13 protein-coding genes are annotated in these 16,002 nt (G+C 51.5%); 5 read left to right on the top strand and 8 right to left on the bottom strand.

Annotated elements, in window-relative coordinates; genetic code table 11:
* Positions 1 to 80 precede the first annotated feature (80 nt).
* Positions 81 to 767 carry a hypothetical protein gene (locus C444_RS21715; protein ID WP_004592078.1) on the top strand — a complete coding sequence of 229 codons (687 nt, stop codon included), beginning with the start codon at positions 81 to 83 and terminating at the stop codon, positions 765 to 767.
* Positions 768 to 790: 23 nt separating this feature from the next.
* Positions 791 to 1,249 (top strand): hypothetical protein, encoded by a 459-nt coding sequence (locus tag C444_RS07710; RefSeq protein WP_004592076.1) that lies wholly within the window; start codon positions 791 to 793, stop codon positions 1,247 to 1,249.
* 116 nt (positions 1,250 to 1,365) lie between these two features.
* Here C444_RS07710 and C444_RS07705 read toward each other — a convergent pair whose 3' ends face one another.
* From C444_RS07705 to C444_RS07695, 3 genes are all read right to left on the bottom strand, one after another.
* Positions 1,366 to 1,863 (bottom strand): dihydrofolate reductase, encoded by a 498-nt coding sequence (locus C444_RS07705; RefSeq protein WP_049909271.1) that lies wholly within the window; start codon positions 1,861 to 1,863, stop codon positions 1,366 to 1,368.
* 14 nt (positions 1,864 to 1,877) lie between these two features.
* Positions 1,878 to 2,933, bottom strand: a complete 1,056-nt coding sequence (thyA, locus tag C444_RS21050) for a thymidylate synthase (protein ID WP_004592072.1) — start codon at positions 2,931 to 2,933, stop codon at positions 1,878 to 1,880.
* Between the two features lie 213 nt (positions 2,934 to 3,146).
* Positions 3,147 to 5,993 (bottom strand): tubulin-like doman-containing protein, encoded by a 2,847-nt coding sequence (locus C444_RS07695; RefSeq protein ID WP_004592070.1) that lies wholly within the window; start codon positions 5,991 to 5,993, stop codon positions 3,147 to 3,149.
* 298 nt (positions 5,994 to 6,291) lie between these two features.
* Here C444_RS07695 and C444_RS07690 point away from each other — a divergent pair, with 298 nt between their 5' ends.
* Complete coding sequence (locus C444_RS07690) at positions 6,292 to 7,500, top strand: hypothetical protein (RefSeq protein ID WP_004592067.1); 1,209 nt, start codon at positions 6,292 to 6,294, stop codon at positions 7,498 to 7,500.
* A gap of 62 nt (positions 7,501 to 7,562) precedes the next feature.
* On the opposite strand, the gene C444_RS07685 is transcribed toward C444_RS07690, so the two are convergent.
* The 5 genes from C444_RS07685 to C444_RS07665 all read right to left on the bottom strand — a co-directional run bounded on the left by C444_RS07685 (position 7,563) and on the right by C444_RS07665 (position 13,305).
* On the bottom strand, positions 7,563 to 8,045 hold the full coding sequence (locus C444_RS07685) for a hypothetical protein (RefSeq protein ID WP_004592066.1): 483 nt from the start codon (positions 8,043 to 8,045) through the stop codon (positions 7,563 to 7,565).
* Positions 8,045 to 8,470: a hypothetical protein gene (locus C444_RS07680; protein WP_049909266.1), complete on the bottom strand. Its 426-nt coding sequence runs from the start codon at positions 8,468 to 8,470 to the stop codon at positions 8,045 to 8,047. Before C444_RS07680 ends, C444_RS07685 begins: the two co-directional genes overlap by 1 nt.
* A 41-nt stretch (positions 8,471 to 8,511) precedes the next feature.
* Positions 8,512 to 9,195: a hypothetical protein gene (locus C444_RS07675; protein ID WP_004592062.1), complete on the bottom strand. Its 684-nt coding sequence runs from the start codon at positions 9,193 to 9,195 to the stop codon at positions 8,512 to 8,514.
* Between the two features lie 379 nt (positions 9,196 to 9,574).
* Positions 9,575 to 10,735, bottom strand: a complete 1,161-nt coding sequence (locus C444_RS07670; protein WP_152420782.1) for a hypothetical protein — start codon at positions 10,733 to 10,735, stop codon at positions 9,575 to 9,577.
* A gap of 254 nt (positions 10,736 to 10,989) precedes the next feature.
* Positions 10,990 to 13,305 carry a tubulin-like doman-containing protein gene (locus C444_RS07665; RefSeq protein ID WP_049909265.1) on the bottom strand — a complete coding sequence of 772 codons (2,316 nt, stop codon included), beginning with the start codon at positions 13,303 to 13,305 and terminating at the stop codon, positions 10,990 to 10,992.
* A 665-nt stretch (positions 13,306 to 13,970) separates the two neighbouring features.
* On the opposite strand from C444_RS07665, the gene C444_RS22000 reads away from it, so the two are divergent.
* Together C444_RS22000 and xseA are read left to right on the top strand one after the other, a co-directional pair.
* Entirely contained in the window at positions 13,971 to 14,894 is a 924-nt protein-coding gene (locus C444_RS22000; RefSeq protein ID WP_161607595.1) for a zinc ribbon domain-containing protein, read from the top strand.
* A gap of 55 nt (positions 14,895 to 14,949) precedes the next feature.
* The gene (xseA, locus tag C444_RS07660; protein ID WP_004592054.1) at positions 14,950 to 16,002 is read left to right on the top strand and encodes an exodeoxyribonuclease VII large subunit; all 1,053 of its coding nucleotides are present in this window, start codon (positions 14,950 to 14,952) and stop codon (positions 16,000 to 16,002) included.

The raw sequence follows: 16,002 nt of genomic DNA, 5'->3' as shown, positions 1-16,002 counted from the left end.
AAATAGTTTGCCATCCGGTTATTAATTTCCCGGAACACTTATTATGTTTCTGGGGGTTGGGTCTGTTATCACTTACAACCATGAACGTCCTGTCCGGTAAAGAACTGGAGTTTTATATTGAGAAAGGATTGGTGAAGAATGCTCATGAAGACGCTCCGTTCGAGGATATTAAGGTGCCCTTGAGATACGGCGGGATAACTGAAAAGAGAACGAAAACTATTGAGGGGAACTCTACTTATGAACGAACAAAGGAATCTACAGCGACTATCCGCCCGGGAGAAACCAAATTATTCCTTACTAAAGAAGACGTAACAACTCGTGAAATCGGTAAAGAGTATCCAATCCGCATTTTTGGCCGTATTTATCCCCCGAACAGTTTTGTACGAGGTGCACAAGATGTTGGGACTGGGCCAATTGATACAAACTGGCAAGGAGGGGAACCGTTGCGTATTGCAATATCTAACAATAAAAAAGAAAGTAGAGTAACTGAACCAAGAGATGGCAAAAAAACCGGTAATAATACTGGAAAAAAAGATGCAGGCATTGAGATCCAAGAGGGGGATATTATTGCCTATGTGATTTTCGAATATGTTTCGGTGACCACGACTCTGGATGAACAAACACTTGAAGATGGGCGTAATCTGTCTGAACCACGATTCAGAGAAAAGGACGTTCAGTCAGCAGCTAGACGGGACCGAGAAATTCTTCTTGAGCGAATTGAGGAGCTTGAAGAGAAGTACGCAGAGTTACTTAATAAGATAGAATAATTAAGGAGAAGAGCGTTTAACTAATGTCCCTCTCTTCAGATATAGATCGCGACACTTTAGTTGAAATTAACGGCATTCTTCTGTTATTAAATACTATAGGTTTAGTGATTAATACGAAAGTGATATTGGCAATCCCCTTTACGCTCGGACTCTTTCTTCTAAGCATCAAGTATGTGAGAGGGGATAGATTTTACCGGAAATTGGAATCGGAGGGAATAATACCAAAAAAGAACCATTATGCTGTAATATTGGCCAGGCTAAGTCCATTTGATCTTTTTGTGAACCAATTGGTGGACGAGATAGAGAGACAGCGGAGACTGATGTGCGATGCTCTATCACACAATAAAGAACTCCGGATTAAAACGGCTCGGAACGAGTTGGAGCAGATTCTTGGGAATTATGGTATCAATCTAAGTACTGAGGAGCAGGAGACTTTAGAAGACCTACTTCGAGAGGAGTGGGCTTCTGTAAGAGAGGAATAGTTGCTAATATTCTATGACTATGCCCCGATTCTTCAGACAGCGGACGAAGATAAGCAAATACAACTGAGAGGGTAAGGCGACTTTGGCTAACTGTATGGTTCTTTTCTTAATTTCCACTACGGGTTGATCCTGTATTTTGAAACAACCAGCGCTTCACTAATATTCCGACAATCTATACAATCAAGTTCCGAGAAATCGGGACCGGGCCACTGCGTATCGCCATTATATTTTCTAGGAATATGCGTAATAAGTAAGTAATCTACTATTCCTCGATTTAAAAATTCCTCATAAGTCGATCGACCACCTATGACATAGGCCTGTTCCTTACTCTCGTTTTTTGCCTCTTCAAGGGCCTCATCAATACTCCCTACCTCTATCACTCTCTCTTGGTCCGAAGATACTCCGTTGCGGGTTAGGACAATATTCTTCCGTTCCGGAAGTGGTTGACCCAGACGCTTCTCTATGCTTTCAAACGTCTTTCTCCCCATAATAACCGGGCTCCCGATGGTTTCGGCTCTAAAATGTTTCAGATCTTGAGGATAGTGCCATGGAAGTTCACCGTTGTGACCGATAACACCGTTATCAGCTACTGCAGCGATAATTACGAGGTCCATAGTTCTCTCACGGTTCATTCTGCAACTTCAAATCTCAAATCACTATGGCTATCGTAATCCTGAAGGGTCACATTTTCATAAGAGAACTCTCCGAGGGACTCAATATCAAGTTCCACTCTGGGCCGATCAAGTGGATCCCGAGCCAGTTGTTCAAGGAGGCCGGGAACATGGTCATAGCCGTAATTGTGACTACCTGCGTCAACCTCTGTTGTCTGCTCAGGGGGAGCGTTTTCTAAAACCCAGTTCCGGACACTTCGATACTCTTCTTTGCTATTCACGTTAGCGAGGTGATCTTGAAACTCGCTTAGGTTCTCAGAGTACCACTCGCCCCGTTCCTCTTGTCCACAATAAATGTGGGCGTCCACAAGTGTATGCGAAAACTTTCCCAGAGCTATATCAGTCACCTCACTTAGAACTCGTGCCAGTAACGCGTAGGCCGCAATATTGAATGGGACACCTAAAGCAATATCTGCGGATCGCTGGGTGAGATGACAATTCAGCTTCCCTGCCTGGACATTGATGACAAAGGTATAATGACAGGGGGGGAGTGCTGAGGGTCCCGTGTTTGCTGGGTGCCACGCTGATACGACCAGCCGCCGGGAATGACGGTCTCGATCGGGGTTTTTTCCTTTGAGTGTATCCACTACGTAACCCAACTGGTCGAAGACCAGTGTACCCGTCTCATCATCACGCTGAACCCAGGGAGACTCTTCGCTTGCCCATGCTTCCCCTGGTAATTGCGCTTTGTTCTCCGGTATTGGGAAACGACGCCAGAATCTCCCATAGGCGCTTGGAAGGTTTCCATCTTCATCTGCCCACGAATTCCAAATCGCTGTTTTTTCACGCAACTTGCGGACATGATGGTCTCCAGATAAATACCAGACGAGCTCATGGAGCATTGAATCCCACCGGAAAGTGTCCATCTTCTTAGTAGTTAATAGGGGATATCCCTTTGCTAGATTAATTTCGTAGTGGTGGCCGAAATCCGCTATTGTATCGACTTTTGTGCGATTTTTCTTGTAATGTCCGCCTCTAAGAATTCTCTGTACCAAATTATGATACTTTTCCATGGCCGTTTGCAGATTAGAAGCCCACTGAAAAAGTTCTATGGTCACTTTCGCTGATTACCTTGGATAGGGGTGGGTAATGAGAGAACGAGAACGGGATTCGGCGTTCGACGACCGTAAGCGGCCATAGTAGGGGGTCACAAGGGATTCCTGAGAATTGCGATCTCTCATCCCGGTGGAGAGATCCGTCCCGTCAAACAGTCGTTGCTGGATTGTTTATTCGAATGAGATCTGGAGCTGCTCCCTATCCTCTAAATTCTCTTGGTACGCTTGGAGGATGTCTTCCCAGTCGGCTTGTCCGGCCAACCACCGACTTTTCAGGTCGGGATCGGGGGTAGCCTGCTGAAGACTGGTAAATGTGATTCCCTCCAGAGTTCGATCCCACCCATCGAAGACTTCATCCTCGTCACCAAATTCGTAGTCTTCCCACATCGTCCCTCGCCACATATAGGTATCCAACCCGGTCTGCTTGATGAAGTTCTTCTTTTCGCCCTCGCTCATCTCAGACTTCTTCACTCGGCCTATATCTAGTTCTGGCGGCCGTGGGATCTCGATTCGCGACTTGATCTGGAATGCTAGGCGAATATTTCGGTCGTACCACTCAGGGTACGCGAATGCTTGTCGGTAGTCCCGATACTTCCCCGCCATTGGATCGAGTTGCCCTCGATCCGCCATATCACGAAGCCGCTGATAGAGGGTGAGCGCCTCTACTGGCCCTCGGTTATGGAAGGAAACAAACGAGATAGAGTAGGGATCGTTGATATAGTCGATCATATTGTCGCTTCCCGACCGCCGGGTAGTACCCCCGATCATAGTGTCGACGCCTTCGACAGCATACTGCTCGTTGTCCTCGTGGTACAGAAGCCACATCTCCTGTCGTGGGTTCTTTTCTTCCCCCCGGTCGGTTTCCGAGTAGTTCATGTCGAAGACCGGCTCTTCCCAGCTCGTGGCGTTACTGAGCCATTGGTTGATGCCGTTTCGGACCTTCCGTTCGTCGATGAAGCCCTGGGTCACGTAATCGTCCAGACTGTTGAGCTCGTCATCGACCCGCTGAAGAGTTAGCTCCTCGTCATCGAGCATGTCCCGACGGAGCGGGAAGATACCCAGACGTTTGCCGGTCCCCTCGCTGGCGAGTTCGTCCTTCTCCTGTTCAATAGATCGGTCGAGTGCTTCGATCCGATTCTTCGCCTCCTCTTTCTCCGACTCACGTGCAGTAATCAGCGAGTTCACCGAACTGACTTTGTCGTCGAGGAGGTTCTTCGCTCGATTGCGACGGCTCTGCACGGCTTCTTTCATCCCCTGAACCCGCTGATACCGGCCATCTGCTTCAAGAAGATCATCCCGACTCTCGCGCAGTTTATCGAGCTTCTGTTCAGCTGCTTCACGATCGCTTTCGGTCAGGGGATGCCATGGCGGGAAGAACTCCTGAACCTGTCCGATCGTCCCGAGATCCACATTCTCGAGTTCCTCCTGGAATTCATCGATTTTCTCGTCGTAGAAGGTCTTGAGTGCCTCCACCTTCCCTTCGAGAGTCGACGTAGCACTGCCCCCGAACTTGGTCCGATCCGCCATGTCGTAGGTCCGCCACTGACTCGACACGATTTCTTCCCAGTGGTCTTCGACAGCGGGCGCAGCATTCGGCGTCTGAAGCATCTCCTCCAGAATCTCCGTTGCGAGTAGAAGCAACTCTGGCCGCTGGTCAGCACGAATGTCGTCGATGTCCTCCGGTTCGTCCGACGCTTCTTCACCCTCTTCTTCCGGTTCATCCGGGCTTGCTTCCGCCTCGATAGCATCGAGAACGCGTTCGACGTCCTCCGCCGTGCTGTTTCTGACAAGGGCGTTGCCGGCTCCGAGCTGCGATTCGAAGCGCCCACGGAAGTTCTGCTGCCAGTCGGAGACGTCGTCGAGATGTTCGTTGACCGTTGTCGGGTCCTGCTTGATCTCCTCCAGGTCGTTCTTCTCTGAACGGAGGTCCTCCAGCTGGCTCGGGATCGTCTCCGTGACGAGCGTTTTCTTCTCCTCACGCTCGTCCTTCATCTTGCAGAACTCACGCACCTGCTCGTGAGGGACTTGAAGCTGGGCATGGCCTACTGTTCCGAGTGGTGCCGTCCCTTTGGCCCGGCTGGACCAATTTTCGACGGACTGTTCCATCTCAGAGAGTGCATATATGCTCTCTGCCACTCGCCGGTTGATCTGCTCCCGATAGCCCTCGATAAAGTCAGTCCCGGTACCACTGGTGATGAGGTTCTCATCGACACCGATCAGCCAGTAATCGTTGTACGGGATTCGCTCGATGGGAATCGCGTCGCCCGTGAACGACTCTTCGACGCGTTCGTCGATGTCTGAGAGGGTTCCACCCTGACCGAAACTCTTTGAGTAAATTGGGATATCGAGTGCTTCGTCGTCAGCATCAAGCAGGTTACTCAGGTCACTCAGCGAAGAGTAGGAATTGGGATAGTACATCTTTTCGCCCGGCGGATCCGTGACTTCGGGGTCGAAGTCGACCTGTGGAGCGACACCGACACCGCCTACATACACGTCGACGTTGTCGTTCTGATCTTCGATGCGCTGGGCGATCCGATTCAGCATCGCCGAGAGCAGCGAGAAGGTTCCGCTCCCTGTGCCGCCACCGAGCGAGTGGAGCAGGAAGATGTTGTAGGAGTCCCGATCCTCCCGGAAGGTGTAGTCGACTTCCTGGTAGTGTTCGAGGATATCGTACCACAATGACTCGAAGTAATCGTCGAACGTCTCGTGCCCCCGGCTATCGAGCTTGTACCGGCCGACGGGACGTTGACGCTCTGCCCCCTTTCCACCCACTTCCGTATCCTCCGTCAGATATGGATAGGTAGCCATATCTTCGTCAAGGTGGGCATCAGAAACGTTGAGACGCACTCGAGTCGTACCTGGTGGGACGCTACTGAGCGTATCCCCGTCAGTATCGATGGCAAAGTAATCGAAAAACTCCTCACTCTCGTTTCGCTCAACCGTCTCTGCGAGCGTGTTCATCATGGCGATACCGGCCTGTCCGACGCCAATAGCAAACGTCGGTAGCGGATCCGACATATAAGAACACCGTAGCCCGAATTCGACTTAAGTGTTGGTGGCCATCCAAATCCTATATCAATATATCTCCAAATTGTCTCTCGTTGTTGCGTTGGTCAGACGGGCCAGTATCCTCGGTCACCTTTTCACCATCGACGGGGCTGCCACAGGTATAATCCGCCTTCCACTCCTCGGTTCATGATCAGTCGGCGGATGGCGCGGTGAGCATCGACTACTCTCCTCCAAACTCGCGATATGAAGAGGGGGAAACGTCTTTGTCGCTCGTTGAGAAAGTCTAACAACAGGGCACGGGATTGACATGGGTGTCACCGACTTGATTGAATCGACGTTCGGTACTGATGATCACGAGTCACTTTTCGACCCAGAATTCTACAGCGACAGAGAACTCAGAGAAGACAAGATTCGGATCAGCCAGGAACGAACCCGCCTCGAGAAAGAACTGGAGAAGTACGAGAACAAATACAAACGACTCCTTGATCAGGGGGCCGGTGCTAACGACATCGAGCGCGAGGAATTCGCACAGAAAGCTAAACTCACCAAGCGAAGGTACGAGATCATCGAAAAGAGGTACCGGAAACAGGGCGTCATTCTCGCCACTCTGATCACTATCGAGGGAATCCGGGAGCTCTTGGAACGACATGATAAGAACGAGTCTAATATCGCGAACATCGTTGCCGACGCGGAGACCGACGTTGGTGCCCTCCGAGAAACGTTACAGGAGCAGATGGCACAGCACCACCTCGACGTGGAGACGATGCAAGAGGTACAACGGAGCATCGACATCGACGTGCTCCCGTCCGAATCGACCCTCTCCGCGACGGACGAAGCGGCACTCATGGATAGTGTCGCCGCTGGCCATATTGACGCTGAATCTGTCGACATTGATCAGGATATCGGCGAGATCAACCCTGGAATCGGAGAAATCGTACTCGACGACTCCCCCACGATTGACGAGCCCGATATCCTGTCGAACATCGAAGACACAGATGGTTCAATTACGACAGATGTCAACCGCACCACCGATGACCGGCTCGAGATCGATATCTACGCAGCGGACGAACGAACTGTCAGGATCCGTGACTACGGCGCGAGAGTGTCCACGACGTGGACCACAGACATGAGACCGACTAAGTTGGTTGAGACTATTACCAGCATGTTCGACATCACGGACACGGCCCCAATGGAGGCGAACTGGGAGACCTCCGACGACAAGGTCGAACGCGAGACAGGAACTGTCAAGAAACTCGAACCCGCCGACTGGTTCCCTGACGCCTGTCGGTTCCTAGTGATAGAGGGACCTGACTTCGAGATTCGGTGGGGAGACGACCCCGGGCAAGAGGAAGTCTTCGAAGTCTCAGTTACAACGGAATCAGAGACGGCGGAGTCGGCAGTCTCCGACCTTCTTGCGGAGACGCTTCGAAACGAGCTGTCCACCGATCTTCTAGAGAAACTGATGGGGCGCACACGATTCGTCCTTGAGGAATATCAGCTCGGTAAAACACGTTGACCAAGATCTTACCCAGAACAGGATGCCTAGGCATGCCTGACGCACTTGCTTTCTGATACCCCTCAGAACACCTCGCTGACGACGATCAACACGATTACCAGCAGGTTGCTCCCGACCACAACCAGTTTCCCGTACCGATGTCCGGCGATCTGTCCCTCGACCCAGTATCGATCCGGTGAGAGTGCCTCGAAGTACGACCGGGTCCGGTACCGGACGGCCACTATCACCAGCGCAGAAACGACGAACAGGATGCCAGTAAGAACGAGTGTCCTCCGAGCGTTCGCGGCGATGAGTTTCCCCACAAAGACGACAATGAGTGCCAGAAGCGTGAGTTCGAGATGCTCCATCGCATTCTCGTAGTCGAAACTATATGCGGCGAACCGTTCGATGTCGGTCTTTTGGCGCTCATCGAACAGCGTAACCTCGTCGTATTCTTCGAGGACTAAATCGAGTCGTCGGTTGAATCCGGGTCGCAATAGTTCGAGGATGACGATGCTGACGAAGGGAGCAGTCTGGACGACGAGCGAGGCCAACTCGCCGATCATCAGACCAGTTCGACCTCGGGAAACACCTCGGGGATGGAGTCGTTCTTCGACTCCTCCAGCGCGTCCTCGCGGTCGTAGTACGTTAGATTTACGCGGATACTGTCCTCGGCATCGAGTGCCTCCGCATACTGTGACACTTGGAGAGCGAAGGTCTTCCGGGTCGGATTTCCCCTCTCCGCAGGTGGGAGGACTTTCCGTGCCACATGGTACTCCGTTTTGCCCGAATCGAGGAACTCGAGGCACCCATTCAGGCTCTGCAGATGGAGGTCAATGTAGATCGGATAGCCCTTATAGTTGGTAACGGTGACCTCCTTCGTTCCCGTTGTCTCGGGCCCGATGCAGCAGACCCGCTCCGTGTCCTGCAGGTCCGTCTCGACCGTAAACATCGGATGCGTCCTTTCCTTCTGGCATTTTGCTTTGGTCATCTTGGTCCCCTCTTCAGTGAAGTTCGGGTGTAAACCGACGGTTAGATGTCTATATCGTCGTCTTCTCCGTCGCGAACGAGCGAAAGTCCTAGCTTCAGAATCACGAAGATGACTGCGAGGATTCCGACGTAAGAGAGGATCTCTTGGGCAGTCGAAAGGGTTTCGCCTTGGTCTGTCTGCTGTTCCAAGCTATCGATCACATTCTCGGGGCGGTTTTCAAGTGCGTTCTGGGTCGAAAATGACTCTTGTTGGGAACTCCCGCCTGGGGTTTCGTAATTGAAATTGACTTCCCCGACTGTAACGTCCCCTGAGTCGGCCCCGCCGATATAGTAGGTTCTGTACTCGACTCGGAGAGTCGTACCTGCAGGGACCTCGTCAGCTCGATAGACCACTGCAGATTCTCGCGTTGATCTATCGAAGTTGATGGACCGGTCCCCCTCGACGAACACCTGAACAGAGCTCTGATCGAGGACTGTGTTGTCGGCACCTTGAATCACGATTCGGGGATTAACTGCGCTATCACCAGTGACTTCGATCGTTCCAGTGACCTGAATTTCGTGACCACGGGCGTCGGAGCTCGATCCATCGTTCCATCCGTCATAAGAACTCGAGAACGAACCACTCACAGCAGCACTAGCGATGCCGGCGTCGGCTGTGAGGACGATTATAGTGATCAGAATAGCCAAGATGGTGGTCCGCCGCCCGGAAAACGGATTTCTGCGCATATTGGAACCCCTCGGACATGAGTTTTAAATAAATTTCTTTCACTTCCTACTTCGAGACCTGTGTTTGGCACGTGAGGAAACTGCCTGTGCTACGTTTTATGAGACTGGTCGGATCTGTTGAAATCCTCGTAGAGTTATGAGACCGTAGGGTAGTGTGACCGGAAGCTGGCCCTCCTGAAGTCAACACTACTCCGGGCCGATGACTGGTTGACCGAGCTTGAAAATAGGATTATCTCTTTCAGGCCTAAATGCAACTCGGTAGGACGTTGAAACCACCGCAGGTCGACTCGACCCGTGAATGGCTACAGACTATGATACCGACGCCGACTAGCTTGATCACGCGTCGGACGACACAATACAAATCCAGTCCGTCTTTGGATCAACCTGGGAGAACGAACGTCGTCAAAATGTACGTGATTAAATTGATCACCAAGGGTAATAGCCCGATTAGCAGAACTCCTCTGAGCAACCGATAGTCGATTGGGTATTCATGTCCGTTCTCAACTCGGTCGAGTGCCGTATATAGGTACACCGAGTCGAAGAACTCCTGTTGGTCTTCGGGTCTGGTTGTGACGTCCTTTAGTCGGACGGCAGAAACCTCAATATCGGCATGTAGTTCTTCGAGGGCCTGTTGCTTTTGGTGACGCATGTACCGGTGGATCCACACAACGGGGACAACGAAGAATAGGATCCCTATGACCCAAGCAAAGAAGAGATAAATGAACACCATATCCGATGGCTGGGTGTACGCTCCACCGGATAGAGCAAATCGCCCACCAGTAACTTCTGCGATCGGGAAGACCTTTCGCAAGAAAAACAAAGTGAACAACAATAACGCTACGAAGTAGGTCTGAGTCCCTCGTTTGATCAGTTGCCCGACTGGCCGGAGACCGTGGAAATTAATGGTATCTGCGAAGTCTAGATCGATCGCTTCGTCGTGGATCCGATAGGGTAACATCATATGTATACCGACAAATGTGGTGAGAAGATCGGCGATGACTGGAAGATATATAAACGGGATGACAAATAAATACTTGATGGAACCGCTCAGCATTCCTTCGAACGCATAGACGCCTGAGATCTCTCCGACTCCCACAAAGTACCCAAAGTGGAGACTTAGGCCGGCAACATAAATCCCCCATCGAATCGAGGGTGGTGTCAGCGGCAAAAACCGATCCCTTACACTAGGCACGACCTGAAGATCATCAATTCCCTGTTGGTACCAGTCTCGAAGTTGCATTGTGAGGAACAGCCCGAACAGGAGAGAACCGTGATAGGTCACCGACCACGGATGGAGTGTACCGGCCCCTGTCATCGAGAACTGCGGAGAGAACAGCCAAGACACCACGCCACCGAGGAGCGTACCTACGACAAGGTACAGGTACGCATCATAACGAGATGTGATATCGGTGATTCCGACCATCTGTGCGAACCGTTCGACTATTAACGTCCCCGCCGGTGATCTCGGCGGCGTTCCGGTCGCTCTCAGCTTCGATAGTAGCGTTCTCCCGTTGTCACCTTCGGAGGACTCTGTCGACATAAGTACCTCTACGAGCTACATTACAAGGATGGGATATGAAACCCAAGTGTGACGTGGCCTATTCGGAGAATTCAGTAGTCCATTCGTATTTAGCTAAGCCTCACACATCGGTTGTGAAGCAATAGCAAGTGCATTTTGTAAGATCGGCCGTTACCAGTGAATCATTTGTACGTCCTCGATAAGCCCCCGCTATCACGCGGTTTATTTCTTATCTAAGAATAGATTGTCTGAGAAATAAGAGTTCGCAGAGCCAATTAGTCTGGTCGATTGAGTAATTCTGGATACGCGAATCGCTCCTGTAAGTCCGAGTCAAAAATTGACCCAAGAAGGGAGGAGACATCAGATTCTGGATCAGTGTGGTACTGATGAATCGTGCCGAACTCACTCGTGTACTGTAGTGAAACAGGTGAGTAGAATCCTAAAAGAGAGAGGGAACTCGACTGTTTCCCGGTGACAAAATTATCGATATCTTTGAATTGGTAGTAGAGTTCACGCCGGAGAGACCCCGATTTTTTCTCCCCATTCAATAGCAATCCTTTGAGAAGGCTATGGTCGTCTTCCGCTGCGATAATACCGAGCCGGCCGGTCGTCTTCCCGAACTGTGATTCCGCCAGATCTTCTACTGGCTCCTCAAGTAACGCTATCCCTTTTTCGAGAGATTCTCTCAAATCTTGCTTGCTGAGTACCCCCTTGGATAGTAGTGAGCTAAAATTCGAATTTCGTAGGTCATTGTCTGCGGCGTCCTCTTCAAGTTGGAGTGGTACACGGACACGTCCCTCCTGATGGGTTAGTTCTTCCATCGAGGATTCCAGCTGAGAACGTTGTTGCGAAAGACGGGCCCACCGCTGCTGTGCTTTTTCCCAGGCCTCTTGCTTGTCTTCGGCCTTCTTTTCCAAGTTACGGCGCTGTTCTTTGAGTTGATGACGAACTTCTTCTATTTGAGTATGGAGATAGGCTTCAAAATCACGTAGATTCTCGAATTCGGCAACGAATCGCTCAGCACGTCTCACATCGTCTTCGAATTCGTTTAATTGTTGGCCTGAATCAGAGACAAAGCGAGGGATGAGGGAATTAGAGACTCGTTCCTGAAGATTTTCCATCTGTTCCTGAAGCCTAATAAGTAGATTTTCATACCACTCCTGAAAATTCTCGTCCTGAGAGTTCCATTGACTCACTATCTCAGGTTGGGGGGTTTCATCAATCTCGTCCGAGAACCACTTATTTCCTACTTTGCGCAAGTAGCCGGGGAGTGGATGGGTTGCAATCTCTTGTCTGATTTGCTTCCGTAGCAGAGAGGCACAGAGAAACCTGATCGCAGGTTCTGCAGGAACATCATCCGGGATCCGCTCTCGGTTTGTCTGCACGAGATTTTGGACCCGATTCTCAAATACATCCGTTCGAGAACTGTCCGGCTCGGAGGTACCAGAAATTACTGAAATTAGGTCCATGCAGTCGGATTTTAGATTCTCATCGATCGGTAGTGACTCGGCAGTTCCACCGAAGTGGTCCGTTTCACTTCCATCAGCTGGAGACACTTGGCTCGTCATTCGTAGTAGAGACTCGATCCATTCGGCGGCTGTGATAATGGATTCACGCCGGTTACGAAGAGTACCAAGCTCGTCATCAAGACCGCCCAGTTCCCGATTAAGGGAATAGAGCTGCTGTAGTTCTTCAATCGGTATCTCAACCGAGACGCCGGCCACGGAATACAGATGGCCTTGACAGAACCAATCATTAGCTTCAGCTGACGCTAGGTAGAATATCAACCGCGCTGCCAACCTATTAATCTGTGAACTGTCACCGCTATGAAATCGGTTTGCTTCGTTGAACCCGAGCAGCCAATATCCTTCAAATGGGTTCTGATTGATCGAGAGTGAGGTTGAGCTAATGCTGGCCGGCGAAGAGTCGATATCGATCTCAATTGGATACATTGTTTCCCCGTCGATATCCATCAGTCTCCGGAGCTCTGCAAGTGCCGTATAGGCATTTGCATAATGAACGGGTTCACCATCAGGGACATCGATTTGCTCCTGTAACCGATCTAATCTCGGCAAGGAGCCGATACCGAATATCTCGACAGTTTCTTCGATTTCAGAGCTACACCTCTGGAGCAACAAGGTAACGAGTGGAAATGCTCCTGATCCTGTTCCACCCCCGAGGCTGTTGATAACCCATATCTGCCGTAGTTTAGGATCTGAAGAAATTTCTGACAGAGTTTTAATCTGGTCCAAGAGGCAGTCGTACAGGCTCGAAGAGTCCGCATTGGAGTCAACTAGATAACGACCGAGTGGACGTCGACGGGAGGTCCCTGCTTCAGGGACAAGTTCAGGTTCTCTCTGTAGATAGGCCAAACTCTCAGAAGCGCAATTGTAGGCCTCTCTATCGATTGTTAGCTCGTATGTGGTTGCAGATTCGGGGGCAAATGCTTGAAGATCTTGATTACTCGAATCAATTGCGAGGAATTGGAACCGATCTTCTACCCCTTCCGCAGTAACAACCTCGTCAACCGCAGAAAGGATATTACACCCCGTTCTACCGATGCCGACGACCAAGACAGGGTGTATCGCCATTAAACGACAACTCTTCCGCGATACCTAAAAAGAATGGCCTTCCAATTCACCAAAGGAAACCCTGCAGAACGATACCCGATCTACACACTCCGATGAGTTTGCAGATTTATTATACAGCAGAAAATACCCTCATTCGAGTCGCTAATTGATCTACAATGTCTCGAACGTTCACCCAGAAACTATCTGCGGAACTCGACCACAACTCTGAGGGGACGGTTCATCTGTATGCCGAATACGATGTTCACCCGGATTTAGGGGGACTAACTCTCTCGTTTCCTGATTATCTCACCCCAGAAACTACCAGTGGGTTTTCAAATTCTCAGGGACATCAATGTGAATGGGATGGGGCGACGGAGGACCCATGGATTCGGTTCCGTTATGACGTGGATCGGACGAACGCAGGCGGATACGAATTTGTTGATACGGGTGGGTGGGCTCTTTTAAAATATCCACCTATCAATACATCGTGGCGGTACTCTGGTAGGAACATTGAGCTGCAAAAGGAACATGATATTAGACAGGAAGGAATTGTGAGTTCGGATGGGAGTATTGTCTACCTTGGTCCCCATACTCAAGAGCGATTTCAAGCGGGTGGTCAGACCTTTCGGATCGCTATTCCAGAGCACGCGTCACTAAGGCCGTCACTTAGTGATGTACGAGAATCGTTGAGCTACGCAGCGAAAAACCTCAAAGTGGGGGGTAAGAACGACGGGGTTGTTGTCGTTGTAGCCCCCTCAAACATCAATTGGGGGTGGGGAGGGCTTCAGAGTGGCGTGAATGGCTTCTGGGCTGTTGACTCGAGTAGGGTGGACCACGCCAATAACACCTGGGTTCATGAGTATGTTCATACACGCCAAGAGTGGACCCGAGATAGTTCAACGCAGTGGCTCATCGAAGGCACGACGAACTACTATGCCGCGTTGCTCACGTATCTTGAAAGCCGGATCCCTTTTTCTGCCTTCCACAGATACGTAACTACCGACCGACACAGTGGCTCTGTTTTAGTCGATCCAAGTCAGTGGACCTCCTCAAACGCACACTACACCAAAGGCCGTCGAGTTACAGCGGCCCTTGATGCGAAGATTCGGCGTGAAACTAACGGCGAGAAGATGTTTGAGGACGTATTTCGGAACATGAATAGCATCGATGAGTCGCTCTCACATCAGAAATTGGAAGGCTTGATTCGTGACGTCGTTGGCCACCGTCTGGATGAGTGGTTATCAAAATACGTGAAAAGCTCACAAACGCCTGAAATCCCAAAAGACGAAGATTTGTTCTCTGGAGGGACTATCCCAATACCAGAACCCGAACCAGAACCAGAGGACGACGAGGAGGATGAGGAGGAAACCGGTCCAGATGACGAGATTGATGAATGCCCGGTCTGTGGAGAGTCCGTTACTGGTGACCAACAGTTTTGTGAGGCTTGTGGGACGGCACTATTTGGACAATGTCCCGTCTGCGGGCGCGGTGTCACGGACGAACCTTATTGCCCTGAGTGTGGCACAGCAATCCAAGAGGAATGTGAAGTCTGTGGAGCCCGAAGACATTCCTCAGAGGAATTTTGTTCCAACTGCGGCACGAGATTTTAAAAAGAGGGGTCTGGGGCATCTTTTTGAAACTGCCAACCAGTAGTTAGAAATGTGCATGGCGGACGCACCGGATACCGAGCGGCAGGCGGTCGAACCCGACGGTAAAGAGGTCCTTAGCGTATCCCAGCTGAACGACCGGATTGCGTCAGTCGTCCAGGACACGCCTGCCCTCAACGGCGTCCGCTGTATCGGCGAAGTCACCGACCTCCACCAGAACAGTACGGCACTCTACTTCACGCTCACCGACGGCGATGCCGAGCTCCCCTGTATGATCTGGGCGAACCGCTACCGGGAGCTGGATGCTGATCTCGAGGACGGGACCGAGGTCATCCTCAAAGGCGATGTCGACTACTGGACTGAAGGTGGGAAAATCGACCTCAAGCCGTGGGAGATGATCGTCGTCGGCGACGGCGACCAGGCGGCCGCAGTCGAGCGACTGCGACGCGAACTCGAAGAGCGTGGCTGGTTCGACGACGAGCAGAAACAGCGCCCGCCGGCGTTCCCGGAACGGGTCGGTGTCGTCACCTCACTCCGGGGCGATGCTCGCTACGACATCCAGAGTGCGATACACGAGCAGGACCCAACCGTCGATATCCTGGTGAAGGATGCGACCGTCCAGGGGTCAGAGGCACCGACGTCCATCGCGAACGGGATTCACCATCTCGACCGCTCGGAGGACGTCGACGCGATCATCGTCGGCCGTGGTGGCGGGAGCGATTCGAACCTTCAGGCGTTCAACACCGAGCGAGTCGCAGAAGCGATCTTCACCGCCAACACGCCGATTGTGACCGCTATCGGCCATACTGACGACCGGCTGATCGCGGATCGGGTGGCGGATATGGCCGCGATCACCCCGACGGCCGCCGGCGAGTACATCGCGAAGTCGCGGAATGACTTCCTCGCTAGCGAGATCGAACCGTTGGAGCAACAGCTCGAGGCTGCCTACGAGACCTTCGAGCAGGAGCACGAACACGAACAGGAACTGGCTGAGGCAGTCGAGGAGGCGACCGCTCCCGAGGGCCTTCCACCGGTCTACTACAAGGCCGCGATTGCTGCCCTCCTCCTGTTGTTGTTGCTCATCACTGCCCTCTGGTTGGGAGTGATCTGA

The sequence above is a fragment of the Haloarcula japonica DSM 6131 genome (assembly GCF_000336635.1).
GTDB lineage: Archaea > Halobacteriota > Halobacteria > Halobacteriales > Haloarculaceae > Haloarcula > Haloarcula japonica.
Note: the sequence above shows the minus strand (reverse complement) of the source record. Positions and strands in the feature narration are given on the sequence as shown.